The sequence below is a fragment of the Ideonella sp. genome (assembly GCF_041287625.1).
In the GTDB taxonomy this organism is placed as follows: domain Bacteria; phylum Pseudomonadota; class Gammaproteobacteria; order Burkholderiales; family Burkholderiaceae_C; genus Ideonella.
Genome location: NZ_JBGGNH010000027.1, coordinates 301,210 through 326,422, shown reverse-complemented (window position 1 = coordinate 326,422; position 25,213 = coordinate 301,210). Strand labels below are relative to the sequence as shown.

Below are 25,213 nucleotides of genomic sequence, written 5' to 3'. Positions count from 1 at the left end.
TGCCCCGGGTGCTGCCGCAAAACGGCGGGGCTCGCTGCTTCGATCATCCGCCTCACGAAAGCGCCGCATGCCTGCAGTACCTTCTTCCTCCACCCTGCTCCGCCCGTTGCGCCTGGCAGCCGTCGCCCTGCTGGCAACGCTGCACTTTGCGACGCGGGCCGACATCGTGATCGGCCAAGTGGCGCCGTTCAGCGGGCCGCAGGCGGTCACCGGGCAGGCGATCCATGCCGGCGCGAAGCTGTACCTCGACTCTGTCAATGCCGCTGGCGGCGTGCGGGGGCAGAAGGTCAAGCTGGTGACGCGCGACGATGCGCAGAAGCCGGAAGACACGGTGCGGCTGGTCAAGGAACTGATGGTCGCCGAATCGCCGGTGGCGATGATCGGCACCGTGGGCACGGCCAACCTGGAGGCGCTGGCCAAGGACGGCGTGCTCGCCAAGGCTCGCATGCCGATGGTGGGTGCCGTGTCCGGGGCGACCAGTGTGGCCAGGGCGGAGGGCATGTTCGTGGTCAAGGCGCGCTATCACGACGAAGTGGACCGCTTGTTCGAGAACCTGACGAACCTGGGCCTGAACCGCGTGGGCCTGGTCTACCAGGACGACGGCCTGGGCCAGGACGTGCTCGCCGGCGCCAACGCAGCCGCCCAGCGCCGCACCGTGACGCTGGTGGACACGGCCTCCTACGCCCGCAACACCACGGACACCTCGGCCGCCGTCACCCGCATGCTGGCCGCCAAGCCGCAGGCCATCTTCCTGGGCGCGACCACCGCCGCCGCGATCGACTTCGTCACCCGCTACCGCGCGGCCGGTGGCACGGCGCAGCTCTACGGCATGTCCATCATCGACCCCGACCTGGTGCTGAAGAAGATCGGCGCCACCGCGGCGCGCGGCTACGCCTTCACCACCGTGCTGCCGCTACCGGCCGACAACAAGCGCGCCGTGGTGCGCGAATACCTGGCCCTCAGCGCCGAGTCCAAGGATCCCAACCTCTCGACCCGCTCCCTCGAAGGCTTCATCGCCGCCAAAGCCGTGGTCTCCGCCCTCAAGCGCGCCGCCCGCCTCGCGCCAGACGCCGTCAGCGAAGCCCTCAGCACCCCCGAAGGCATCGACGTCGGCAACTTCACGCTGAACTTCAGCCAGAAGGGCCGCACCGGCTCTGCCTACGTGGACTTTGCGATGTTGGGGACGGATGGGAAGTTGGTGCGGTGAGCCCATCCAACCTTGCGCGGATAGCGGCCACCTGTCGCGCTTGGCTTGCTCATAGACATCCCCTGCGCCCGGATTCGATTGCACGAACTCAGTTGACGATGCGGTCCAAGCTATGCACGGCAGCAGTTGCTCCAGCGTTACCGCAATGAGTCATCTTGGCTCTCTACCCAAATGCGGCATTTGCGACACTGTAAGCTTGGTAGCGCACCAGTGTTTAAATTCAAAACCCAACGGCCTGCGCAGAGTCCCGCAATAAACTCCACCGGACAAGTTTCTCCCAAGCGGATTGCGGTCAGTTGTTGACTCTCAAGGGAATCAGCGCAAGAGATGTGCACCAAACTTGCTTAGGAAAACTTATTCCCGCCGCCAGCAGAAATAATCAACGCATCGAACGGGGCACTGGCACCAGATACTGCCCAAAAGGCGAGCTCAGCATACGTCATTGCTGGCTTTACAGCATTAGACCGAATTGAGGAAATCAGTTCAAGCCAGTTACATGCGCAAAAAGGAGCATCAAGCCGGACGACGTGAGCTGGGAGGCAGATATCATCTACACCATGGCCGACACCCCCTGCACCTCGGGCCCAAATGTTCACGAATCTCTTTTTTCGACGACTGCAGGGTCGCCGGGAATACAAATTCCCGCTCCCAGCGAATCCTCATCCACCTTTAAGCACATGAACGGAAATCCTTTCTTGGCGCAGCCGCTGATAGCCATGATTCCGGTGCCAGTGGATGTCTCGCCAGTGCTTCCAAAGCAAAGAAAATCCAGCCTCCCGCAATATTTCGTCGTAGGCGTCATGCATATCCCTATCAGCAAGAAACGCATTCGCTACGGGCGCGCCCAGAACGGTAGCAAAATACCCGCCTTCCCGCAACAGATTGGATGCATTTTTAGCGACGGCCCTAAGGTCATCCAGATATTTATTTCGCGCACTCACTGGATTAGACCTCCTTCTTCTTGCACCTATTTCATGAGAAAAATCCAACTCCAATCTATCGGGATCCAGCCAATAGTATGAGAGCCGCTGACCCAAAGAATAGTCCACCATGCACAAATATGGCGGCGAGGTAATTATAGCATCGACTGAATTAGGCGATATATTATAGGTCGCCGCATCGGCAATCCTTGAATCGGCCCGCAATATTGAAGCACGACTCAACTCCTCTTCCGGCACCCGACCGTTTGCTTCTATCGAGGCATATAGCTTATCTATTAAATCCAAATTTCGTAAGACTCGCTGAAGAAAAGGAATATACGCCGGCTGATAAGGCGGCTCCGTGTACGCCGCCCCCAAGGGAGTATTATCAGCAAAAAAACCATGCTCTTTACCCTTACGGGCCGTCGTCGCCGGAAGAACCGCGGAAAGCGCGGCAAGGAGCAGTTGTCGGACAGTTGCATCCGTGTGGGCGTCGATAAACCCCTTGATCTGACAAATCTCCGCTATGGTATCAGGGTGATGCCATTTGCCAATAAGCTCAACCGACGGCGGCGTTACTGCACGAGCCAATCTGAGCTCGTCGAGCCGAATAGATCTTATGATGTCCCGCTGCTCCCTTGAAAGATAAGTTAGCTTAGCTCTAGCGATAAGAGTGGCGACCGAGTTCGAGTCTGCAGATATAGCGGTACCCCCACTCTTGATGACCTCCGAGGCGGTCTGCCCTGTTCCACCGAAAGGATCCAGCACCACCGCCCCTTTTAAGCCCAGGGCGCCGATTAGCGCAGACGGTATTGCGTGCACAAATGTTCCCGGATACGGGTGCAGCCCTTCATTCTTCGACAGGCGAAAACTCCAATCCCCAATTGACTTGAGATTTTCTGCAACATCTCTCTCGCGGCGTGCGGAATTTTTCAGCCAGGGGCGATCTTTCGCCCAAGCATGAACTTTTCTCTCCAGGGTTTCGTGAACTGCCGATATAAGTCGCCTACCCTCAATCGCTCTTGGAATATCAGCACGCATCCAATCCGGGAAATGAAAATATTTTGGCAGCGCACCAATCTTAAATACGGACAAAGCGCCAATCGGAGGCGGAAGGAGATGAATGGGAGAGGAGGCTCCGCCAAAACGTCGCGCTGACACCATTACAAATGGTTCCAGATCTGGGGTCGAGAGCTCCCGCTCGATCCAAGTCGCGGCCTGAGGAACACGCAGTACACGCAAAGTTTCAGGATCAGTAATTGCTATTTCCGCGATCTTTACGGTTTCTTCCATGAGTCGATATCTTTGGGTCATTTGTCGCAGAGATGCCCAACCTGGCACTTCAATCGAATCATCAAGATCGGAGATCGTTCTCAACAAACCGTCATCCGTGGTCCACAAGATCTGAGAACGAGGAACCGAGGTTCGAAGCGCCCGTCGGATTAGGTGCTGCAAGAATGCCTGCCGCCCAGTTTCTTGATCAGAGGACTCAAAGAACATCCGGTACAGCTCGCTTCTATAAGCCAACCACTGTTGAACGGCAGGATCTGACACTTGATCTAACCCTGTGGGGGCAGACTTTTGTGTAGCTAGCCAGTCCGCAAGTCGCAGGGGGACAGTACGATCAACCTCGATCCCAAGGTATACGCATGATCGGGTTACATTGTCCGCGTTGTCCAAGTCCAATGTACCGGACACTAAATACCCGAGCTCCCCTCCGCCAGTAATCATCGCCGCCACCTCGTCCGCATCGATTGCCACCCGAAGCTTTTTGCCCAGAGACAAGCATGCATTTTTAAATGCCGGCAATTCGGAAGCGTAGATTGGCAAGTCCGGGGAGCTGTACTCAGAGAACGTCGCAGTGAGTAGCCGCTGGGTCTCAACTTCGTGATCAAAATTCTCAACGACATACTCTGCCGTATGCGCAAAAGGTGGCGTCGCCACATCATGTAGCAAAGCAGCAAGGACCAAATGGGCCGTTTGCGTTTGATCCAACCTAGCCCTAGTCGCGCAACGGCAAGCGAGCGCGGCTACAGCTACACCGTGGTCCCAACGATTGGGCCCGCTAAAATCCTTAAACTCATAGGAATCGACGTTTGATAATCTTACTCCGCGCAGCCGAATGAACTCTGGGATTCTTAGAAATGGAGATATCCACTCTGGGAGGGTAATTCTGCCGTATAGGAGGTCGGAAAACTCAAGCATTTCGGCGGTGCAACAATGCAAGCAAGATAACAGACAAAAACTCCCCAGCTAGATCCCCGATCGTCTTCGTGGGATCCATCACCCACGCATATATGCTGTATCCAATTACAGCGGCAGCCACCACAGACACGGCCCAGGTTGCAATCCGCGAATTCATTGCCTCACCCATGGCGTTCAATGCCCTCAGGGCGGGCAGCCACTGCGATTGCTGCCGGGCCATTTTAACTAGGCCTAGTATTTCATATAATATTGCATTTGTCCGGGAAGAGGGAACATCACCAGAATGAGGATATCGAAATCCTTTCTTGGAGTTAACCTCCGTCACAAGTGATGTAATCCTTGCTTCTGTAGCAACATTTGTCAGAACCCTCTTGCTTCCAAGCTTTGCGGCCAAAGCAAGAAGATATAGCTGCCATGGAACGCGAACATAAAAACTCTTATTCTCATCCTTCCAATATTCGAGATTTTGCTCGACGTTTTCGCGTATCGCACTAAGGCGATTCCAAATCGCAGAAAAAGCCTTTTTGTAATCAGAGACAGGAGCGCTCAATCCGCGTATATCGGAATGCGATAGAACAAAAAGTGAAAATGTGTGTACGTAAATATCACTGTTATTTTCGACAGCGAGACTTCCAGCGGCATCCGTGACACGTTTCAGCAAATATTCAGCTATCGGGACTAAGTCATCGGAACCATACGCAGCAAGAGCCCGAAGCGCGAAAGCAGTTGGCAATTCATCTATAACCCCGTCACTACCATCGGTGAAATAAGCCCATCCCGGTCCATTCTTTTTACTTTTTTTTAGCCTCTCGGCCAGATTGCGCGCGAGGTTTTCAGTTGAGGCAACTCCAGGCGGAATTTTCAGTACCGCAAGTAGTGTCTCAGCTATTTTTATTACGTTGGTTTTATCATGATTCGGCTCATCCATCGAATTCGATTCCAACCACTCCCTTTCCATATATTTTAGCACTCGGCAAACAAGCGCCGTTGACTGGACCGAGTGGAGAGTCCCAAGCACGGTTAAAGCCGCCGCAGTGCCATGCGCGCCACGTTGACTTCTTCTGGCAGCATCGCCGCCAATGAACTGCCCGCAAGCCGCCATCTCGGATGGAAGAGAAGTCGTTTGACGACCTTGACTACACTGCTCCAGAAGAAGCCTGGCGATTTCCGTGCGTGCTCTCTCTAAATCTTCATCTCCAGTCATTTTTTTCACGCTGGCTATTGAATTCTTCGGCAACCGAAATGACTAAGGAGCGAATCTCCTCCGCAAAGCTCACCCTTCTTGCGTCTCGATGTCCACCAGATGGCAATATACCGACAACACCACCTGCCTCCAACGTCATCTGCCCCTCTTGGAGCACCTCGCCGATGCACGATAGACCTATCGATTCCATTGCTATAGCGTGTTTTGTGGGGCTCGTCACAACGAACTGCATGTCTCCGCCTGCGCCAAAAGAAAACGCCCAAGCCGGCACACCGATTTTTTTAGCAATGCCTTGTATTTCGGTTGATACCGGAATATTGTCCGCATGAATTCGGAGCCCAACCCCGCTTGCGCGAGCAAGTCGATAGAGATCGTTACCTAGGCCGTCACTAATATCAATTCCACCGTGCCCTAGACGCCCTTCCGAGACCTCTCTTGAATAGCCCAAGGGTAAATTGGGTCGAAGTATTGCATCTGCCGCCCATTCCCTATTTCCCCAAACACCAATATCCTCGACCAAAGAGAGAACTGCGGCGTTGCACCCGCCAACTGCACCTGATAGCCAAATCAAGTCACCAACTTTGGCATTCCGCTTCAGCGTCAGATTTTCTTCGGATTTTGCGCTACCAATTGCAATCCCAAGCAATGCCATTGAGGCACCAAGCTTTGTGTCGCCCCCCACGAGCGGAATACCCCATTTTCGACACTCGCTAACAATACCATTCATCACCTGCTCAAAGTCCTCCTGGGAAGCCTCTCTTGGCATAGTAATTGCCGACATGAATGCTTGGGGTTCAGCCCCGGTCCCGCAAAGGTCTGAGAGGTTCGCCAACACATTCAACCGGCCCAAATCCTCCAGCCCCCCTAACCCCAGCTCCAATGCGATCGGTCTAGCATTGAGATAATCTGCCGTAACGATGAGTAGCGCTTGGCCCAACCTGAGTACAGCACAGTCGTCCTCATCAATACCAGCAACGACTCTCTCGGAGCGCGACTGAGGAATTGCCTTTAGCCAAGATGGCATCTCATCAGGATCCAATCTCATAGCTTCACCTTTTCGCTAAGCCCACATTGCAACGGTTTCACGGATCCAGTCTTCGCGAGGATATATCGCCCAATTCCAATCAACCCTCCCCTGCAGCTCCGATATTGCGCGACGAACAAGCTGAGATTGCCCGCCTCTTCCATCGTAGAGCCGAAGCAACGAGCCCGATCTCATTAAAAAATACGGGCTTTTACGCTCTAGAATCGTTGACAACTTTGAGCCTTCGCAGACTACCGAAAGCTCTTTATCAAGAATATTTAGATAGTTCGATGCAAGAGGCAATATATTTATATGCGTATGAATAATGCATGGCCCCGCTTTGACGGCAGGAACGCCGCCATGCTCCGCCTCAAGAAGATCGTTAGTCAAATGGGGCCAACGGTCTCTAAGGGCAGTGAGGACCTCCTCGTAGCCATTGAGTCCAGGCATGCCCATCGCGGCTAGACTTGGGTGGTGAGTCTTGCTGACCACCATGACGTGACCCGGTACTAGCGGCCCGATTGCAGGCAGAACAGAGAACATCGTCGTATCAAGGATGACTCTGTTCCATACCTCGGGTGCATCGGAAGTGCTGTCTTTGAGCGCTTCGCACAGCAGACATCCATCTCCCACAGCTCCCCCTTCTATGCTCCTGCATGCAGCATGACCAGTCTTGTCTACGGTAGAGCAAGAATTTGCGATGGTAGCGGCATTCACGTAATCTGTTACATCCTTCGACCCTGCTTTCCCATTTCTGTCGATGCCTCCCGAGGGAAAAGAGCGGCGGACAAGACACGGACGGGGTCGCCATGAGAAGCGCTGGACCGCGCTAGCGGACGCCCCCCAGCGCTAGGTCAAAACCATCCTTCTCCGCAGAAGGATTTCTCGCGAATTTGTTCGTCAGCTGCTATCGCGCCATGCCACAACCCAGGTCCGACCCTAGCAGGAAGAGTTCTGCAGCGCGCCGCCGGCTAGGTAATTCAAGTCAGATAGGTCTCAGTCGCTCGAAGGAATACTGGGCCGCGGCCGCTAAGAAGTTCGCGCGGCAGCATGTGCCGTCATTCTCGAAGCCCACTTCCCCTAACATCGCCTGCGCCCTATGGTCGCAACACCCGCACCTCCAACTGCTGCGCCGCAGACGCCGCCGCATTCCCACTGCGCCAGGTCCGCGTGCCAGGGTTATCCGGCCCATTCGGCGCCGTGCCGCTCGGCCTCGCCAGCCGTCCCAGCATCACCCATTGCCCCATCGCCGCCAGCACCTCGCCGGACATCCAGGCCGCATCCGCCGGGCGAGCGCCCTGGCCTGCGGCGGACGGCCATTCGACGCGATATTGCACGCGGACCGGGGCGTTGCCGCCGGGCCAGGTGGGGGCGACCCAGAGGCGGGTGGCTTCGGCGAGGGGTTCTTCGCCGCCGGAGAGGCCCATCGAAGGGTTGGCGGCGTTGGCTTGGCCGGCGCCGCTGGCTGCGGTGCCGTGGGCACCGGCAGTGACGTACCAGCGGGTTTGCGGGGCGAGCCGCCATTGGGTCAGTGCGACTTCGGATTGGCCGCCGTTGCGGACCTGCATCAGCGGCAGCGCGGGTGCGGCGCCGCTGTTGGACGGCGCGGTGCTGACGACCCAACCGCCATTGCCAGGGGACACCGGGTGACTGGTGGAGACGACCACGTCGCGGCTGCCGCCTTGCGGTGAAACGGCGATGGCTTGCAGGCGGAACTGCAGCACCAGGTTGACGGCGGGCAGCGTGTCTGCGGCGTGGGCGCCGGCCGCCAGCAGCAGCAGCCCGGCCGCAATGAACGCGCGGTGCATCAGTTGCTCCCGCGCCGGCCGTCGCCCGGCATCAGGTGGCCCAGCGGCAGCGCGGCGCTGGACTTGATCTCGCCCAGCGAGAAGCTGGTGTGCAGGTCCTTCACGTTGGGCAGCTTGAACAGCGTGTCCATGGTCCAGCGGGAGTACGCGTCCAGGTCGGTCACCAGCACCTGCAGCTCGAAGGTGCCGGCGCCGCTGATGTAGTGGCAGGCGATGACCTCAGGCAGTTCGCGGATCGCCGCTTCGAGCGCGCGCATGGACTCGGCGTTGTCCCGCTCGGTGTCCACCCGCACGAAGGCCAGCACGCCCAGACCGATGCGGCGGCGGTCGATCTCGGCGCGGTAGCCGGTGATCACGCCGATCTGCTCCAGCCGTTTGACGCGCCGCCAGGTGGGCGCGGCAGACAGGCCGATGGCGGCCGCCAGTTCAGCGTTGGACTGGCGCGCGTCGCGCTGCAGTTCGCCCAGCAGCAGCACGTCGTAGCGGTCCAGCGCGGCCAGGCCTTGCGGCAGCGTGACGGGGGCGGCGCGCTCGTCTGCTGCGGCCTCGTCAGTCGCGGCAGTCTTCCCAAGGGTTTTCCCTTGAATCCTGGTTTTGGGAAATCTGGATTCTTCTTTGACACTCATGGCGAAAGATTGTTGCGCGGTGGCGCACGACATGGCAATCGAAAGAAAGCACTTCTCGCACGCTTCTTCCTACACTGACGGCACCGCCAAGGCTGCGGCGCGCCTGGCCACAAGCCACCCGCGCGCCCAGCCACCGCTCAAGCCACCGGACCCGCCGGCCCAGGAGATACGCAGCATGAACGCCCCGCTACCCGACTCGATTCGCAAGGCCCTGGAATCGGTCTCGCTGGAGGACAAGTACGCGCTGCCCACCGGCCGCGCCTTCATGAGCGGCGTGCAGGCCCTCGTGCGGCTGCCCATGCTGCAGCGCACCCGGGACGTGATGGCCGGCCTGAACACCGCCGGCTTCATCAGCGGCTACCGCGGCTCGCCGCTGGGCGGCTATGACCAGGCGCTGTGGGCGGCCAAGAAGCACCTGGAGAAGCAGCACATCGTCTTCCAGCCCGGCGTGAACGAGGAACTCGGCGCCACCGCGGTGTGGGGCACGCAGCAGCTGGATCTGTTCCCGGAGAAGGCCAAGTACGACGGCGTGTTCGGCCTCTGGTACGGCAAGGGCCCGGGCGTGGACCGCAGCCTGGACGTGTTCAAGCACGCCAACATGGCCGGCACCAGCAAACACGGCGGCGTGATCGCCATCGCCGCGGACGACCACGTCAGCAAGAGCTCGACCGCGCCGCACCAGAGCGACCACGTCTTCAAGGCCTGCGGCTTCCCGACCTTCTTCCCCAGCAGCGTGCAGGAGATCCTGGACATGGGGCTGCACGCGTTTGCAATGAGCCGCTTCTCCGGCGTGTGGACCGGCATGAAGACGATCCAGGAAGTGGTCGAATCCGCCGGCACGGTGGACGTGTCGCCGGACCGCGTGAAGATCCTCCTGCCGGAAGACTTCCAGATGCCGCCAGGCGGCCTGCACATCCGCTGGCCGGACGCGCCGCTGGAGCAGGAAGCGCGGCTGATGGACTACAAGTGGTACGCGGCGCTGGCCTATGTGCGGGCCAACAAGCTGAACTACAACGTGGTCGCCACGCCGCACGACCGCTTCGGCATCGTCGCCTCCGGCAAGGCCTACAACGACATGCGCCAGGCGCTGCACGACCTGGGGCTGGACGACGACACCTGCCGCGCCTTGGGCATCCGCGTGCACAAGGTCAACGTGGTGTGGCCGCTGGAAGCCACCATCACGCGGGACTTCGCGCAGGGGCTGCAGGAGATCCTGGTCGTCGAGGAAAAGCGCCAGGTCATCGAATACCAGCTGAAGGAAGAGCTGTACAACTGGCGCGGCGACGTGCGGCCCAACGTGATCGGCAAGTTCGAAGAAGCCGAGGGCGACCTCTCCGGCGGCGAGTGGAGCCGGCCGAACCCCAGCGAGCACTGGCTGCTGCGCGCCAAGGCCGACCTGACGCCGGCCATCATCGCCAAGGCCATCGCCAAGCGCCTGAAGAAACTCGGCGTGCCGGACGACATCGCCGCACGCATGGACCGCCGCATCGAGACGATCGCCGCCAAGGAGCGCGAGCTGGCCGCGCTGGAGATCAAGACCGGCGACCGCACGCCCTGGTTCTGCTCCGGCTGCCCGCACAACACCAGCACCCGCGTGCCCGAAGGCTCGCGCGCGGTGGCCGGCATCGGCTGCCACTACATGGTCAGCTGGATGCCGGGCCGCAATACAGAGACCTTTACCCAGATGGGTGGCGAGGGCGTGCCCTGGGTCGGCCAGGCACCGTTCACGAACGAGCAGCACATCTTCGCCAACCTGGGCGACGGCACCTACTTCCACTCCGGCCTGCTGGCGATCCGCCAGAGCATCGCCGCGGGCGTGAACATCACCTACAAGGTGCTCTACAACGACGCGGTGGCGATGACCGGCGGCCAGCGCGTGGGCGAGCGCGCCGAGGGCCACACCGTCATCCAGATCATGAACAGCCTCACGTCCGAAGGCGTGGCCAGGCTGGTGATCGTCAGCGATCAGCCGGAGAAGTACGACGGCGTAGCGCTGGCCGAAGGCGTCACGGTGCACCACCGCGACGAGCTGGACCGCATCCAGCGCGAGTTCCGCGAGATCAAGGGCACCACGGCCATCATCTACGACCAGACCTGCGCCACCGAAAAGCGCCGCCGCCGCAAGCGCGGCACCATGGCCGACGTGGAACAGCGCGTGGTCATCAACGAGCTGGTCTGCGAAGGCTGCGGCGACTGCTCGGTGCAGAGCAACTGCGTCTCGGTCGAGCCGCTGGAGACCGAGTTCGGCCGCAAGCGCCAGATCAACCAGAACAGCTGCAACAAGGACTTCTCCTGCGTGAAGGGCTTCTGCCCGAGCTTCGTCACCGTGGAAGGTGGCAAGCTGAAGAAGCCCAAGGCCGACAAGCGCGCCAGCCTGAGCAGCCTGCCGCCGCTGCCCGAGCCGACGCTGCCGCTGGCCGAAACCGCCTGGGGCATCGTCGTCGCCGGCGTGGGCGGCACGGGCGTCATCACCATCGGCCAGCTGCTGGGCATGGCCGCGCACATCGAAGGCAAGGGCGTGATCACGCAGGACGCGGCCGGCCTCGCGCAAAAGGGTGGCGCGACCTGGAGCCATGTGCAGATCGCGCAGACGGCCGAAGCCATCCACACCACCAAGGTCGACACCGCCAAGGCCGACCTGGTGATCGGCTGCGATGCCATCGTCACCGCGAGCAAGACGACGCTGAGCGTGCTGCATCCGCAGCGCAGTTTCGTGGCGATGAACAACCACCGCACGCCGACCGCCAGCTTCGTCACCGACACCGAATGGACCTTCCCGGCCGGCGAGTGCGAGGCGGCCGTGGCCGGCGCGGTGGACCCGTCGAACTTCGCATCGTTCGACGCCGAGGAAGTCTCGGTCAAGCTGCTGGGCGACTCGATCTACACCAACCCGCTGATGCTGGGCTACGCCTGGCAAAAGGGCCGCATTCCGCTGACCCACGCTTCGCTGATGCGCGCGATGGAGCTCAACGGCGTGCAGATCGACAACAACAAGGCCGCCTTCGAATGGGGCCGGCGCAGCGCGCACAACCTGGCTGAAGTGCAGTCGCTGTACACGGCGGCGCAGGTCATCCAGTTCGTCAAGAAGCCTTCGGTCGAAGAGCTGGTCAAGCGCCGCGTGGAGTTCCTCACGGCCTACCAGAACGAAACCTACGCGGCCCAGTACAGCGCCTTCGTGGACCACGTGCGCCAGGCCGAAGCCCCGCTGAACAGCACCCGGCTGACCGAAGCCGTCGCGCGCTACCTGTTCAAGCTGATGGCCTACAAGGACGAATATGAAGTGGCCCGCCTGCACACGGATGCAGCCTTCACCAACAAGATCGCCACCCTGTTCGAAGGCGACGTGAAGCTGGTGCACCACCTCGCACCGCCGCTGTTCTCGAAGAAAAACGACCACGGCGAACTGATCAAGCAGCGCTTCGGCCCCTGGGTCCGCAAGGCCTTCGGCGCGCTGCGCCACCTGAAGGCGCTGCGCGGCACCGCCTTCGACCCGTTTGGCCACACCGAAGAGCGCCGCACCGAGCGCGCGCTGATCGGCGAATACCGCGAATGCGTCGAGGAACTGCTGCGCAGCCTGAACGCGCAGACGTTGCCCCAGGCCATCGAGATCGCCCGCATCCCGGAAGACATCCGCGGCTACGGGCACGTCAAGGCGAAGCACCTGGTGGCGGCGCGCAAGAAGTGGGATGAACTGATGGCGCGCTGGCGCCAGGGTGGGTTGGCGAAGGCGGCTTGAGCGAGGGATCGTCTTCGGCGGCCGTGGCTTCAGGGTTGATCCCGAGCCGCCGATGTCGAACCGGCAGGGGCATGATCGTCGTGAAGAAGCAGGCCGCCATGCTGGTGGCTTTTGCCTTCTCCGATCACCTTTTCACCGCAAAGGACCTTCGCCATGACCACCCGTGCCGTCAAACTCCACCGCGTCCTCCGTGCCAAGCCCGAGAAGGTCTACCGCGCCTTCCTGGAACCTGCCGCCATGGCCAAGTGGTTGCCGCCCTACGGCTTCACCTGCCAGGTCCACCACATGGACGCCCGTGTCGGCGGTGGCTTCAAGATGTCGTTCCATAACTTCGGGTCCGGCAACGGCCACAGCTTCGGCGGTGAGTACCTGGAACTGGTGCCCAACGAACGCCTGCGCTACAACGACCGCTTCGACGATCCGAACCTGCCGGGCACGATGGAAGTCACCGTGGTACTGAAGCCCGTGATCTGCGGCACCGAAATCGACATCGTGCAGGAAGGCATCCCCGACGTCATTCCGCTGGAGATGTGCTACCTGGGCTGGCAGGAGTCGCTGGAACAGCTGGCGCGGCTGGTGGAGCCGGAGATTCCGGGCTGAAGCGGCACTGCGCCCACCGCGGCGAAAGGCTTCGACAAGCTCAGCCCGAACGGTTGGTGCGAAGTCGCCCCCCCTCAGCCCGCAATCGAAAACAGCGTCGAGCGGTTGATGGCGTAGACCGCGCCGTCGGCGCCAATCGCCGTGGGCGTGTAGGCCTCGCCGAGGCCGCCGGTCAGCCTGATGCGCTGGCTCAGCGTGTTGCTGGCCAGGTCCCAGCGGTAGAGCACGCCGTCTTCGCTGTTGACCAGCAGCGAGTGCGTCAGCGGGTCCACCGCCACGGTGTTGACGCACCATTCCTTGACCGCGGCCGAGCCCGGGTTCTCGGGCGTCACGCCCAGCACGGTGATGACCTCGCGCATCACCGGTTCGCCTGAGATCGGGTCGACCTGCGTGGCGTTCGGGTCCAGCACGGCCATGCGGTTCAGGCCGTCGCCGGTGCCGGCATTGAGGTAGTTGTTGTACTTGACGGCCAGCAGGTAGCTGGAGCTGCCGGTGTAGCCACCGACGATGCTCGCCGGCACCAGAGAGGCCGTGTCGTCCCAGCCGAAGCTGCCGGGGACCTTGGTGGTGGCCAGGGTGCTGTCGAAATGCAGCAGCCAGCCGCGGTAGTTGTGCTGGCCCTGGCTGGACTCCAGCACGCCGATGTAGACGTCGCCGTCCGTGCCGACGGTGGGTGACGCGGTGGAGTCGTCGCTCACCTGGGCCGGGTCGCCGGTTTGCGGGTCCAGCAATGCCACCCGGGCACGCGGCGCCAGGGTGGTGCTGTCCAGGGCCAGCAGCACGCCATGCTGGGACCAGCCGGCAGAGACCGCGTTGGCCAGCACGTACACGGTCGCCAGGTCCGGCGACAGCGCGGGCGCGCAATTCATGGCCGGCTTGACGACGCTGGCATCGCCAGAGACATCGGCCGCGGCAATCCACAGCCCGCTGCCATCGGCGCCCAGCCGGGCAAAACCGCTGACCAGGCCGGCCGGGTTGCCGGCATTCGCGACGAAGCCGAAGAAGGCGTTGCCTGCCGCGTCGACGGTGATCGGCGTGTTGATGAAGACGGCCGCATCGAGCTGGGCCGATGCGGCCGCGTAGGCCGCGCTGCCGTAGAACACCAGCGGCTGCAGGGCGCCCTGCGCCGAGTCCGCCGCATCGCGCACGTAGACCTTGCCACCGGCGCCAGGCACGAACAGGCGGTTGCTGCGCGACAGCGCCAGGTGGAAGCCGGGCATCCAGTGATGCGCCGGCACGGCGTAGTCGGTGTCGGCGGACCAGAGCAGCGTGCCGGTGGCGCCGGACCGGGCCTCGACCCGGAAGCCGCTGGTGGCCTGGGTCTTCACCGGCACCAGCACCGTGTTGTTGGACGTGATGACGGGCGAGCCGTAGTGCACCAGCAAGGTCTCGCCCTGGTACTGCGGCATCAGGTCCACCGGCGTGGACCAGGCGATGCGGTTCAGGTCCTGCGTCGCAATGGCGCCCTCGCCCGAGTGCTGGCTGTCACGCCCGAAATTCCACCAGGCGGGGCCGGAGACAGGAGGGGAAGGCGGTGGCGGCGGTGGCGGGGGCGGCGGTGGTGAAGGGGGCAGGGGCGCGGGGCTGCCAGCATCACCACCCCCGCCGCAGGCCGCCATGCCCATGCCGGCCGCCGCCATCGCGACGACCAGGCGGCGCCTGCGCAAGGACAGCAGGAAAGCCTCGGTCAAGTCGGCGGGTGGCGGTGCTTGCGTCATCGGGGGCCTCTTCCAACGGGGTGGGAAGGCCATTGTGCGACGAGGGAGGCTCAATCGCCGGCCGCCACTGGCGGCATTGCGCGGTCTGCGCAAGCGAGGCGCCCGACGAACCGGCCTCTCGCTTCAGTCCGACCTGGAAGGCATTGGCCTGGATGCTGCCGGCATGCTCACCGGCGGGGCGTCCTGCGCGGCGTCGCGCACCGCAGCGGCTTCCAGCGTCGGGTAGGCAATCGAGCAGAGCTGCGAGTTGATGCGGCGCAGTTCGGTCAGCAGGTCCAGGTGCAGCGAGCTGGTCTGGATGCTCTCGGGGGTGTTGCCGTGCAGGCGGTCGAAGTGGTTGGCGGCGCAGGCCTGCACCCGGTCGCGGAAGCGGCGCTTCTGGGCCAGCAGGTCGCGGGCTTCCTGTTCGTTGCCGCTGAGGAAGACGCTCATCGCCAGCCGGTGGTTGCTCAGCAGCTGACCATGCAGCTCGGCCAGTTCGGTGATGCCGGCTTCGGAGAAGTTGCGGCCCGGGCGGATCTTCTTGTCCTCCAGATCCTGCAGCACGCGCTCGGCCGCATCCCCGATCTGCTCCATGTTGATCGTGAAGGCCAGGATGTCGGCCCAGCGCCGGCCCTCGCGCTCGGACAGCGAGCTGCGCTGGATCTTGGTCAGGTAGTACTTGATGGCCGAATACAGCGTGTCGACCTGGTCGTCCAGGCGGCGCAGCTCGGCCGAGAGCGCCAGGTCGTTGTCGCGCATCACAGGCAGCAGGCCGCGCAGCATGGTCTCGACCAGGTCGGCCTGGTGCAGCGCCTCGCGCGCGGCGCAGGACATGGCCAGCTGCGGCGTGTCGAGCACCTCGGGGTCCAGGTGGCGCGGGCCCTTGGCATGCAGCGCAAGCGCGTTGGGCGAGGCCGCAGGGGTTTCGCCCCAGCGACCGACCAGCCGCGCCATTGCGCCGGTGGCCGGCAGGAACAGCAGCGCGCAGGCCAGGTTGAAGCTCAGGTGGAACAGCACCACCCACGAACCGGCACCCGGCCGCAGCGGGCCAAGCGACTGGGCCAGCGAATGCACAAAAGGCGCCGCGAGCAGGCCCCCGGCCAGCTTGAACAGGAAGTTGCCGAGCTGCACGCGGCGCCCTTCGATGGGCGCGTGCAGGGTCGTCAGCAAGCTGCTGAGGCCGCTGCCCACGTTGGCGCCCAGCACCAGGCCAAACGCCACTTCCAGCGAGACGACACCGGTGCTGGCCAGCGCGGCGGTGAGCAGCACCGCGGCCAGGCTGGAGTAGCTCATCAGCGCCAGCACGGCGCCGACCAGCAGCTCCAGCGGCGCATCGTTGCGCACGCCACCGAGCAGCAGCTTCATCTGCGGCGCGGCCAGCAGCGGCTCGGTCGCCAGGCCGATCAGGCGCAGCGCCAGCGTGATGATGCCCAGGCCGATCAGCACGCCGCCCAGGCGCCCCGCCGTGCTGCCTTCCTGGGACAGGTGCAGCACCACGCCGGCCAGCAGCAGCAAAGGCGAGAGCCAGGCGAGGTTGAACGAGAACAGCAGCGTGACCAGGCCGGTGCCCACGTCCGCGCCGCGCAGCACCGCCAGCGCGGAGGCCAGCGACATCAGGCCCTGGCTGACAAACGACGAGGCGATGAGACTTGTGGCGCCGCTGCTTTGCACCAGCGCCGTGACGCCCAATCCCGCCAGCGCCGCGCTGGCGCGCGTGCCGGTGCTGGCCTGGATCAGCCTGCGCAGTCCGGCGCCAAACACCTTCAGGATGCCGGTGCGAACCAGGTGAGTGCCCCACACCAGCAGCGCAATCGCCGCCAGCAGGTTCAACAGGTACAGCATGACGAGAAACGTTTTCCTTTCCGCCTGACCGAGGCCGGCCAGCGGGCCGCCCGAGTTCTCGGCGACTCAGGGACGTTCACCTCGCAGCAAACGTGCCTGGATGTCGTCCAGCACCGGCAGCAGCTCGGCCACGCTGTCGACGACATAGTGTGCCCCCGCTTCACGAAGCTGGGATGCGGCTTTTTCACGCCTCAGGCCTTGTTCTGAAGCCGGCAACAACTGCCACTCGGCAAACGAGAGTCCCATCGCATTGCCGCTGACGGCCACGCCCACCGCCCAGCTGCCGGCATTCAGGCCTTCCTGCAGCCCGACACCGGTGTCGTCCACCTTCAACACGCCGTGCGGCGGCCACACGCCCAGGTCGGCGAAGCAGCGGTACATCATCAACGGCGACGGCCGGCCTTCGGCGAGGTCACCGGCGCAGACCAGGTTGTCGGTGACCAGGCCCTGCGCCTGCGCCAGCGGCGTGAGGACCTGCATGATGGGCCGGTTGTAGCCGGTCGTGGAGCCGATCTTCAGGCCGCGTGCCCGCAGCGCAGCCAGCATCAGCGGCGCGCCGGGAATGGCCTCGGCGAAGTCCGCCACCACGGCAGCGTTCATCGGCGTGAAGACTTCGTAGAGGTGGTCCACATCCGCGTCGTTGAAGGGCTGGCCGTGGCGCGCCAGCCATTGCGCGGCGACTTCGGGAAGCTGGCCCAGCGCGTGGATGTGGTCCCACTTGGCCATGCCCATCGGGCCGCGCGCCTGGTCGATGCTGAGCACTACGCCATAGCGCTCGAACAGCCGCACGAAGGCACCCATCGGCGCGCAGGAACCGAAGTCCAGCAGCGTGCCGGCCCAGTCGAAGACAACGGCTTTCAGTTCTGCACTCATGCCAGGCGCCTTTCCGCGACCAGGCCTTGCAGCGCACGGCCGATGGCGTCCACCGCCTGCTGCATTTCCTTCTGGCCGATGGCGCCAATGCAGCCCACGCGGAAGGTCTCGACCTCGGTCAGCTTGCCGGGGTAGAGCAGGAAGCCTTGGGACTTGGCGCTGGCGTAGAGGCGCTTGAAGTCGTAGCCCGCATGGTCCGGTGCCATCACCGTGACGATGATGGGCGTGACCAGCTCGGGTTCGAGGAAGGTCTGCAGGCCCAGCGCCTGCAGACCTTGCAGCAGCGTGTCGCAATTGCCCTGGTAGCGCGTGAGCCGGGCCGGCTGCCCGCCCTCCTCCGCGAACTGGCGCAGCGCCTCGGCCAGTGCGGCGACCACGTGCGTCGGCGGCGTGAAGCGCCATTGGCCGGTGCGCTGCATGTAGCTGTGCTGGTCGTGCAGGTCCATCGCCAGCGAATGGCTGTTGCCTTCGCAACCGGCCAGCACCTGCTTGCGGATGAACACGAAGCCCATGCCGGGCACACCTTCCAGGCATTTGCCGCTGGCGGCGATCAGCGCGTCGAAGCGGACTTCGCGCGCATCGATGGGCAGCGCGGCAAACGAGCTCATCGCATCGACGATCAGCCCGCGGCCCAGCCGCTCGCAGACCTCCGCCACCTCGGCCAGCGGGTTCAACACGCCGGTGCCGGTCTCGCAGTGGATGAAGCCGACGTGGGTGATGCTGGGGTCGTCGCGCAGTTGTCGTTCCAGCGCAGCGGCCGAGACCGGCTCGTCCTCGGCGCGGCTGGCGATGGTGGTGCGCCGGCCCATCAGCGTGGCCAGCTTGCCCATGCGCTTGCAGTAGGCGCCGTTGTCCAGCACCAGCAGGTGGCCGCCGCGTGGCACGATGGTCGCGACCGCAGCCTCGACGCTGAAGGTGCCGCTGCCTTGCAAGGGCACGACGACGTGGCTGTCCATCGCATGGATCACGTCCAGCAGGCCGGCGCAGACCTCGGCGCTCAGTGCGTTGAAGTCGGCGTCCCACGAACCCCAATCCTTCAGCATCGCGAGTTTGGTGCGCAGCGTGGTGGTCAGCGGGCCAGGGGTGAGCAGGATGTTGTCGCGGTCCATGAGGAGCTGAGGAAAAGGATCAATGGGAAGGCGCGCGCCAGGCCTGGGTGCGGCGCTGGGCCCAGGCGGACAGCGCCAGGTACAGCAGGCTGACGACGGTGGAGCTGGCGACGATCAGCACCGCCATCGCCGCGGCCGGGCCGATGTCGCCGGCGTCGTCCAGGTTCAGGATGGCCACCGAGGCCAGCCTGGCGTCGGGCGTGTAGAGGAAGACCACGGCCGAGATCGTCGTCATCGCGTTGACGAAGAAGTAGCGCGAGACGTCGATCAGCGCCGGCAGGCAGATCGGCAGCGTGACGCGCCAGAAGGTGCGGTAGAACGGCACCTTCAGCGAGGCGGACACGGCCTCGAACTCCGGGTCGATGGCCTTCAGCGCGGTGACCATGGTCAGGTGGCCGGTCGTGTAGTAGTGCACCACCGTGCACAGCACCAGCAAGGCCATCGTCTGGTACAGGCCGTGCAGGGGATTGGCCGGCGCGTTGAAGAAGAAGATGCAGCCCAGGCCCAGCACCAGGCCGGGCACCGCCATCGGCAGCATGGCCATCAGCCGCAGCAGCGGGCGCAATGCGTCCAGCCCGCGGGTCTTTTCCATCAGGTAGGCACCGACGAAGACCACCGGCGGGCCGAGCAGCGCGCAGCTGCCGGCCAGCTTCAGGCTGTTGAAGATCGCGTCGCCCATCTCCGCGTCCACCAGGCCCAGGGTGTAGTGCTGCAGGCTCAAGGAGAGGTCATAAGGCCAGAACTTCACCAGCGACGCGAACACCGCCATGCCGAACATCGCCAGCATCAGCATGGCGATCAGCGCGCAGTAGCCAGCCATCAGCGCATCGAACGCCGGCGCGCGGCGCGGCACCAGCGCCACGGCACGGGCGCTCAGCAGGGCCGTTTGCCGCCGCTGCACGAAGTGGTCGACCACGAAGGTGAGCACCGCGGGCGCCAGCAGCAGCAAAGCCACCACCGCACCGCGCTGGAAGTCCTGCTGGCCGATGACCAGCTTGAAGACATCGGTGGCCAGCACGTTGTAGTCGCCGCCCACGACCTTGGGCACGCCGAAGTCGGTGATGACCAGCGTGAAGGTGACCATCGCAGCCGAGATCAGCCCGTAGCGCGCACCCGGCAGCGTGATGGTGAAGAACTTGCGCACGGCGGACGTGCCCAGGGCGTCCGCCGCTTCGTACAGCCGCGCATCGGCCAGCGTCAAGGCCGTGACCAGGATCATCAGCGTGTGCGGGAAGACTGCGAAGCACTCGGCCAGCACGATGCCGGAAGCGCCGTAGATGCTGTCGAACCCCAGCGCCAGCCAGAAGTCCTTGGCCGCGCCCTGGTTGCCGAACCAGTAGATCAGCGAGATGGCCGACAGCAGCGAAGGCGCCAGCAGCGGCAGCAGGCTGACGGTGCGAAACAGGCCCTTGGCCGGCATGCGGCTGCGCGTGAGGGCGTAGGCAAAGCAGAAGGCCAGCGGCAGCACGATGACCGTGGTGAGCACCGAGACGAACACACTGTGGCCCAGGCTTTGCAGCAGCGAAGGTGAGCCCAGGTAGCTGACAAAGGCACCCCAATGGCTGGCATCGTTCGACGTTGGCCGGAAGGCCTGGGCCAGCAGCGCCAGCAAGGGGCCGAGCAGGCCGACGGCCAGCAACGCAGCGACGGCCAGCAGCCCCAGATGGGCGATGCGGTCGGTCCAGTGCACCTGCTGGCGCGGCGCGCTGACCGCCAGCACGGCACCGGCCTGGGTGGGGAACAACAGGCGCTTGAGCAACATGCCGCTTTCAGCCCAGGGCTGGGAACACGCGCAGCCGGTCGGCGCGCAAGGCGAAGCGCAGCGTGCGTCCTTCGCCGACCTCGAACTCGTCCATCTGGTTCAGCGAAAACTGCAGCAGCAACGTCTCAGTCAGGCCTTCGACGCGCAGCGTCGCCAGGCAGTTGCCACCGAGGAACTCGACATGCTCGACGCGGCCCTCGCACAGGCCCGGCGTGTCGGCGGCCAGCGGACCGACGACACGGTCCTCCGGCCGCAGGTACAGCAACACCGGCGCGCCGGGCCGGAAGTCACTGCCCTGGCCCACGGGGCATTGCCAGCGGTGTGCGCCGCAGCGGAACCAGCGCTCGCCCTCGGCCACCGCCGGCAGCCGGTTGACCTTGCCGACAAACTCCGCGACGAACGCCGACGCCGGCTCGCGGTAGATCTGCAGCGGCGTGCCGACCTGCTCGATGCGGCCGCGGTTCATCACCACGATGCGGTCGGCCACCGACAACGCCTCTTCCTGGTCGTGCGTGACCATGATGGTGGTGAGGCCCAGCTGGCGCTGCAGTGCGCGGATCTCGTTGCGCAGCCGCACGCGCACGATGGCGTCCAGCGCCGACAGCGGCTCGTCCAGCAGCAGCAGCCCCGGCGAGGTGGCCAGCGCCCGCGCCAGCGCCACGCGCTGCTGCTGGCCGCCGGACATCTGCGCCGGATGCTTCGCACCGCTGCCCGGCAGGCCGACCAGCGCCAGCAGTTCTTCCACCCGCGCGGCCACCTGCGCGCGAGGCAGGCGCCGGTTGACCAGGCCGTAGCCGACGTTGTCGGCAATGCTGAGGTTGGGGAACAGCGCGTAGGACTGGAAGACGATGCCGTAGTCGCGCGCGGCCGGCGGCAGGCGCGAGATGTCGCGCCCGTTCTGCACCAGCGTGCCGGCGCTCTGGGTTTCCAGCCCGGCAATGATGCGCAGCAAGGTGGTCTTGCCGCAGCCCGAAGGCCCGAGGAAGCAGACGAACTCGCCCGGCGCGATGGCCAGGTCAATGTCTTCCAGCGCGGTGAAGGCGCCAAACCGCTTGGCCACGCCTTGCAGCGACAGGCAAGGTTCGTGAGCGGCCGACGCCTGGTCGGCCATGGCTTGGGGCTGGGTGTTCAGCATCACGGTTGGGCCGCGCGGGTAAGAAAACGCCGGGCCGCCCCAAGTTTTCTTGATCCCCTCGGGGGGCGGGTCGGGCGCAGCCCGGCCCTTGGGGCGCCGTTCATTTTTTCTTTTCGCTCTTGACGTCGTAGCGCTTGGTCCATTCGGCCAGGATGCGCTCGCGGTTCGCGGCCGCCGTCTCGAAGTCCACCTTGATCAGGCGGGACTCATAGTCCGCCGGGATGTTGGGCAGCTTGGGCGCCACACCGGGCTGCGCGGTGATCGCGAAGTTCTTGCCGTAGAGCAGCATCGCGTCCTTGCTGGAAGCCCAGTCGGCCAGCTTCTTCGCCGCGGCCAGGTTCTTCGTGCCCTTGTGGATGCCGAAGGACTCCAGGTCCCAGCCCAGGCCTTCCTTGGGGAACACCAACTCGATGGGCGCGCCCTTGGCCTTGTTGGCCTGCGCGCGGTATTCGAACGACACGCCGACCACGAACTCGCCGGCGGCCGCCATGTTGCAGGGCTTGGAGCCCGAATGGGTGTACTGCGCGATGTTCTCGTGCAGCGCGTCCATGTACTTCCAGCCACCGCCCTTGCCCCCGTCGTCGCCCCACATCTGCAGCCAGGCGACCACGTCCAGGAAACCGGTGCCCGACGAAGCCGGGTTGGGCATCACGACCTGGCCCTTGTACTCGGGCTTGGTCAGGTCTTTCCAGCTGGTCGGCAGCGGAATGTTCTTCTTCTTGGCCTCGACGGTGTTGAAGCAGACGGTGGCGCCAAACACGTCCATGCCCCACCAGGCCGGCGGGGACTTCTTGTCACGGTACTGCGGCATGATCGCGTCGAGGTTCAGCGGCGCGTAGGGTTCCAGCATGCCTTCGCGCGACATCAGCGCCAGGCTGGAGGCAGCCACGCCCCAGACCACGTCGGCCTGCGGGTTGGCCTTTTCGGCCAGCAGCTTGGCGGTGATGACGCCGGTGGAGTCGCGCACCCATTTGATGTCGATGTCCGGGTTGACCTGGTTGAAGGCCGCCTGGTAGGCCTTCAGCTGATCGGTCTCCAGCGCGGTGTAGACGGTCAACGAGGTCTTCTCGGCCTGGGCACCGGTGGCGGCCGCCAGGCCGATCACGGCGGCCAACATCGTTTTCAGAAAGCGCATGCAAAGACTCCTGCAGATGGATGAATGGTCCTTGCAACGTTGCTCGCAAGATCAAGACCAGCCTGCATTCTGTGGATTGAAGATGAAAGATTGTTGACAATCTCCAAACTGGCGCGAGTTCTTTTAAGATTCCGGCATGAGCACACCGACCATTGCACAGCTTCAGGGCACCTCGTTGCCAAGCTTGGTGCAGACCGAGATCGAACGCATGATCCTGAGCGGCGAGCTGGGTGCCGGCGCCAAGCTGCCGGAGGCGGCGCTGGCGGCCCAGCTGGGCGTGTCGCGCGGGCCGCTGCGCGAGGCCTTTCGCATGCTGGAGCAGGCCGGGCTGGTGCGCACCGAGAAAAACCGCGGCGTGTTCGTGCGCGAGCTGCCGATCGCCGAAGTGCTGGAGATCTTCGAGGTGCGCGCGGTGATGGACCAGTACGTCGGGCGCAAGCTGGCCGCCACGCTGAAGAGTGCCGAGGTGCGCGAGCTGCGCAAGCTGGTCGACGCGATGGACGCCGCCGTCAAGGCCAGTGACGCCAACGAATTCCACCAGCTCAACCTGCAGCTGCACGACCGGCTGCTGGAGCTGGCCGGCAATGCCAAGCTGACGGCCACCTACCGCAAGCTGATCAATGAACTTTCGCTGCACCGCCGGCAGAACCTGACGCCGGAGTCGATGGCCATCTACGCCCGCGAGCACCGGCAGATCGTCAAGGCGATTGCCGCGGGCGACGCCGAGGCCGCTGGCGAGGCGATGTTCCAGCACACGATGAACAGCCGCGAGCGCACGCTGCAGAACCATGTGAAGGCACAGCAGGCACAGGGAGCGAGCGATGCAGCTCACGCTGGCTGACATCGCGCGGCTGTTCGCCGCGCACGGCGGCACGATGTACAGCGGCGAGCCGGTCACGCAGACCGAGCACGCGCTGCAGACCGCCTGGCTGGCCGAACAGGCCGGCGCGGACGACGAGCTGGTGACGGCGGCGCTGCTGCATGACCTGGGGCACCTCTTGCGGGCCGGCGAGCATGGCGACACCCCCACCCAACAAGGGGTGGACGACCACCACCAGACCGCCGTGCTGCCACACCTGAAGACACTGTTCGGCGCGCGCGTTCTGCGCGCCATTGCCGGCCACGTCAACGCCAAGCGCTACCTTTGCGCGACCGACGACGGCTACCGCGAACGGCTGTCGGCCGACTCGCTGCGCAGCCTCGCGCTTCAGGGCGGCGTGTTCAGCACGCAGCAGGCGCGGGCCTTCATCGCAGCGCCCGGCGCCGCCGAATCGGTGCAGCTGCGGCATTGGGATGACGCAGCCAAGGTCGAAGGCCTGGCTACGCCGGATCTGGCGCACTACCTGGCTCGCGCAAGGCGCTGCATGTGGGCGGCGCAGCCTTGAGCGGCGGCACGCCCGGCAGTGGCTGGCTGTTGCTGGCGGTGCTGGGCGCCGCGCTGTTGCATGCCAGCTGGAATGCGCTGATCAAGTCCTCCACCGACAAGGCGCTGGACACCGGATTGATCCACGGCCTGGGCTCGCTGGTCGCACCACCGCTGCTGCTCTGGCTGGGCCTGCCGGATGCTGCGGCCTGGCCTTACATCCTGGCCTCGACGGCGATCCACATCGGCTACTACACCGCACTGGCCGGCGCCTACAAGCATGGCGACCTGGGGCTGACCTACCCGCTGATGCGCGGCTGCGCGCCGCTGCTGGTCGCGCTGTGCAGCCATGCCTTGATCGGCGAAGGCCTGTCGCTCAGCAGTTGGATCGGCGTGCTGACGATCTGTGCCGGCGTGCTGGCATTGGGCCTGTCGCGGCATGCCCATGAAGGCGACCCGGCGCGTCGCCGCAAGGCGCTGCGTTTCGCGCTGCTGAATGCGGTCTTCATCGCCGGCTACACGCTGGTGGATGGCATGGGCGTGCGCGTTTCGGGCGACGCCGGGCGTTATGTCGCGGCGCTGTTCCTGCTCGATGGCCTGCCTTACCTGTCGCTGGTGCTTTGGCAGCGCCACGCCCAGTGGCCGGCCACGCGCGCCTACATGGCCGCACGCTGGCCGGTGGCGCTGGGCGGCACCTTCGCGTCGCTGGGCAGTTACGGCATCGCGCTGTGGGCCATGACGCTGCTGCCGGTGGCCATGGTCGCTGCGCTGCGCGAGACCTCGGTGCTGTTCGCCGCGCTGCTTGGCACGCTGCTGCTGCGCGAGCCCTTTGGCTGGCAACGCGCTGGCGGCACAGCGGTGATCGTCGCCGGCATCATCGTGCTGCGGCTGCACTGAACCGCCCCCCCGTCGCACAAGCCGCGCCGCCTGGCGTTGCGCCAACCGGATTCGCTTTCCAACCCGG

At 64.1% G+C, this 25,213-nt stretch carries 18 protein-coding genes; 6 read left to right on the top strand and 12 right to left on the bottom strand.

Annotated features, from left to right (window positions below; all coding sequences use genetic code 11):
- Positions 1-67: 67 nt before the first annotated feature.
- Positions 68-1,207 carry an ABC transporter substrate-binding protein gene (locus ACAH41_RS11370; protein ID WP_325654565.1) on the top strand — a complete coding sequence of 380 codons (1,140 nt, stop codon included), beginning with the start codon at positions 68-70 and terminating at the stop codon, positions 1,205-1,207.
- A 659-nt stretch (positions 1,208-1,866) separates the two neighbouring features.
- Here the strand turns inward: ACAH41_RS11370 and ACAH41_RS11365 are convergent.
- From ACAH41_RS11365 to ACAH41_RS11345, 5 genes are all read right to left on the bottom strand, one after another.
- Complete coding sequence (locus ACAH41_RS11365; protein WP_325654563.1) at positions 1,867-3,420, bottom strand: hypothetical protein; 1,554 nt, start codon at positions 3,418-3,420, stop codon at positions 1,867-1,869.
- A gap of 904 nt (positions 3,421-4,324) precedes the next feature.
- The gene (locus ACAH41_RS11360) at positions 4,325-5,545 is read right to left on the bottom strand and encodes a hypothetical protein (RefSeq protein ID WP_325654561.1); all 1,221 of its coding nucleotides are present in this window, start codon (positions 5,543-5,545) and stop codon (positions 4,325-4,327) included.
- A complete protein-coding gene (locus tag ACAH41_RS11355) occupies positions 5,523-6,581 on the bottom strand; it encodes a thiamine-phosphate kinase (RefSeq protein WP_325654559.1) in 1,059 nt (352 codons plus the stop codon). The genes ACAH41_RS11360 and ACAH41_RS11355 overlap by 23 nt, the downstream gene beginning before the upstream one ends.
- 1,076 nt (positions 6,582-7,657) lie before the next feature.
- Positions 7,658-8,368 carry a hypothetical protein gene (locus ACAH41_RS11350; protein ID WP_325654557.1) on the bottom strand — a complete coding sequence of 237 codons (711 nt, stop codon included), beginning with the start codon at positions 8,366-8,368 and terminating at the stop codon, positions 7,658-7,660.
- Entirely contained in the window at positions 8,368-8,994 is a 627-nt protein-coding gene (locus tag ACAH41_RS11345) for an Lrp/AsnC family transcriptional regulator (protein ID WP_325654555.1), read from the bottom strand. Before ACAH41_RS11345 ends, ACAH41_RS11350 begins: the two co-directional genes overlap by 1 nt.
- 175 nt (positions 8,995-9,169) lie before the next feature.
- On the opposite strand from ACAH41_RS11345, the gene ACAH41_RS11340 reads away from it, so the two are divergent.
- Positions 9,170-12,730 (top strand): indolepyruvate ferredoxin oxidoreductase family protein, encoded by a 3,561-nt coding sequence (locus tag ACAH41_RS11340; RefSeq protein WP_325654602.1) that lies wholly within the window; start codon positions 9,170-9,172, stop codon positions 12,728-12,730.
- A gap of 153 nt (positions 12,731-12,883) precedes the next feature.
- Positions 12,884-13,330: an SRPBCC family protein gene (locus ACAH41_RS11335; RefSeq protein WP_325654553.1), complete on the top strand. Its 447-nt coding sequence runs from the start codon at positions 12,884-12,886 to the stop codon at positions 13,328-13,330.
- Positions 13,331-13,404: 74 nt separating this feature from the next.
- On the opposite strand, the gene ACAH41_RS11330 is transcribed toward ACAH41_RS11335, so the two are convergent.
- From ACAH41_RS11330 to ACAH41_RS11300, 7 genes are all read right to left on the bottom strand, one after another.
- The gene (locus tag ACAH41_RS11330) at positions 13,405-15,048 is read right to left on the bottom strand and encodes a hypothetical protein (RefSeq protein ID WP_325654551.1); all 1,644 of its coding nucleotides are present in this window, start codon (positions 15,046-15,048) and stop codon (positions 13,405-13,407) included.
- Positions 15,049-15,171: 123 nt separating this feature from the next.
- Positions 15,172-16,872, bottom strand: a complete 1,701-nt coding sequence (locus ACAH41_RS11325) for a Na/Pi cotransporter family protein (RefSeq protein ID WP_325654549.1) — start codon at positions 16,870-16,872, stop codon at positions 15,172-15,174.
- Positions 16,873-16,938: 66 nt separating this feature from the next.
- Positions 16,939-17,745, bottom strand: coding sequence for a phosphonoacetaldehyde hydrolase (gene phnX / locus ACAH41_RS11320; protein ID WP_325654547.1), 807 nt, complete (start codon positions 17,743-17,745; stop codon positions 16,939-16,941).
- On the bottom strand, positions 17,742-18,854 hold the full coding sequence (locus tag ACAH41_RS11315) for a 2-aminoethylphosphonate--pyruvate transaminase (RefSeq protein WP_325654545.1): 1,113 nt from the start codon (positions 18,852-18,854) through the stop codon (positions 17,742-17,744). The genes phnX and ACAH41_RS11315 overlap by 4 nt, the downstream gene beginning before the upstream one ends.
- 19 nt (positions 18,855-18,873) lie before the next feature.
- Positions 18,874-20,616 carry a putative 2-aminoethylphosphonate ABC transporter permease subunit gene (locus ACAH41_RS11310; RefSeq protein ID WP_325654543.1) on the bottom strand — a complete coding sequence of 581 codons (1,743 nt, stop codon included), beginning with the start codon at positions 20,614-20,616 and terminating at the stop codon, positions 18,874-18,876.
- A gap of 7 nt (positions 20,617-20,623) precedes the next feature.
- Complete coding sequence (locus tag ACAH41_RS11305; RefSeq protein ID WP_325654541.1) at positions 20,624-21,751, bottom strand: putative 2-aminoethylphosphonate ABC transporter ATP-binding protein; 1,128 nt, start codon at positions 21,749-21,751, stop codon at positions 20,624-20,626.
- A 100-nt stretch (positions 21,752-21,851) separates the two neighbouring features.
- Positions 21,852-22,886, bottom strand: coding sequence for a putative 2-aminoethylphosphonate ABC transporter substrate-binding protein (locus ACAH41_RS11300; RefSeq protein ID WP_325654539.1), 1,035 nt, complete (start codon positions 22,884-22,886; stop codon positions 21,852-21,854).
- A gap of 136 nt (positions 22,887-23,022) precedes the next feature.
- Between ACAH41_RS11300 and ACAH41_RS11295 the strand changes: the two genes are divergently transcribed.
- The 3 genes from ACAH41_RS11295 to ACAH41_RS11285 are packed head-to-tail and all read left to right on the top strand — an operon-like array spanning position 23,023 to position 25,146.
- A complete protein-coding gene (locus ACAH41_RS11295; protein WP_325654538.1) occupies positions 23,023-23,727 on the top strand; it encodes a phosphonate utilization associated transcriptional regulator in 705 nt (234 codons plus the stop codon).
- Positions 23,708-24,271, top strand: coding sequence for a phosphonate degradation HD-domain oxygenase (locus tag ACAH41_RS11290; RefSeq protein WP_325654537.1), 564 nt, complete (start codon positions 23,708-23,710; stop codon positions 24,269-24,271). Before ACAH41_RS11295 ends, ACAH41_RS11290 begins: the two co-directional genes overlap by 20 nt.
- On the top strand, positions 24,253-25,146 hold the full coding sequence (locus tag ACAH41_RS11285) for an EamA family transporter (protein ID WP_325654535.1): 894 nt from the start codon (positions 24,253-24,255) through the stop codon (positions 25,144-25,146). The genes ACAH41_RS11290 and ACAH41_RS11285 overlap by 19 nt, the downstream gene beginning before the upstream one ends.
- Positions 25,147-25,213 lie beyond the last annotated feature (67 nt).

What these genes read in the sequence shown, in the direction of transcription:
- ACAH41_RS11370 (WP_325654565.1), top strand. Translation starts at nt 68, where the DNA reads ATGCCTGCAGTACCTTCTTCCTCCACCCTGCTCCGCCCGTTGCGCCTG.
- ACAH41_RS11365 (WP_325654563.1), bottom strand. Translation starts at nt 3,420, where the DNA reads ATGGAAGAAACCGTAAAGATCGCGGAAATAGCAATTACTGATCCTGAA.
- ACAH41_RS11355 (WP_325654559.1), bottom strand. Translation starts at nt 6,581, where the DNA reads ATGAGATTGGATCCTGATGAGATGCCATCTTGGCTAAAGGCAATTCCT.
- ACAH41_RS11350 (WP_325654557.1), bottom strand. Translation starts at nt 8,368, where the DNA reads ATGCACCGCGCGTTCATTGCGGCCGGGCTGCTGCTGCTGGCGGCCGGC.
- ACAH41_RS11345 (WP_325654555.1), bottom strand. Translation starts at nt 8,994, where the DNA reads ATGAGTGTCAAAGAAGAATCCAGATTTCCCAAAACCAGGATTCAAGGG.
- ACAH41_RS11340 (WP_325654602.1), top strand. Translation starts at nt 9,170, where the DNA reads ATGAACGCCCCGCTACCCGACTCGATTCGCAAGGCCCTGGAATCGGTC.
- ACAH41_RS11335 (WP_325654553.1), top strand. Translation starts at nt 12,884, where the DNA reads ATGACCACCCGTGCCGTCAAACTCCACCGCGTCCTCCGTGCCAAGCCC.
- ACAH41_RS11330 (WP_325654551.1), bottom strand. Translation starts at nt 15,048, where the DNA reads ATGACGCAAGCACCGCCACCCGCCGACTTGACCGAGGCTTTCCTGCTG.
- ACAH41_RS11325 (WP_325654549.1), bottom strand. Translation starts at nt 16,872, where the DNA reads ATGCTGTACCTGTTGAACCTGCTGGCGGCGATTGCGCTGCTGGTGTGG.
- phnX (WP_325654547.1), bottom strand. Translation starts at nt 17,745, where the DNA reads ATGAGTGCAGAACTGAAAGCCGTTGTCTTCGACTGGGCCGGCACGCTG.
- ACAH41_RS11315 (WP_325654545.1), bottom strand. Translation starts at nt 18,854, where the DNA reads ATGGACCGCGACAACATCCTGCTCACCCCTGGCCCGCTGACCACCACG.
- ACAH41_RS11310 (WP_325654543.1), bottom strand. Translation starts at nt 20,616, where the DNA reads ATGTTGCTCAAGCGCCTGTTGTTCCCCACCCAGGCCGGTGCCGTGCTG.
- ACAH41_RS11305 (WP_325654541.1), bottom strand. Translation starts at nt 21,751, where the DNA reads ATGCTGAACACCCAGCCCCAAGCCATGGCCGACCAGGCGTCGGCCGCT.
- ACAH41_RS11300 (WP_325654539.1), bottom strand. Translation starts at nt 22,886, where the DNA reads ATGCGCTTTCTGAAAACGATGTTGGCCGCCGTGATCGGCCTGGCGGCC.
- ACAH41_RS11295 (WP_325654538.1), top strand. Translation starts at nt 23,023, where the DNA reads ATGAGCACACCGACCATTGCACAGCTTCAGGGCACCTCGTTGCCAAGC.
- ACAH41_RS11290 (WP_325654537.1), top strand. Translation starts at nt 23,708, where the DNA reads ATGCAGCTCACGCTGGCTGACATCGCGCGGCTGTTCGCCGCGCACGGC.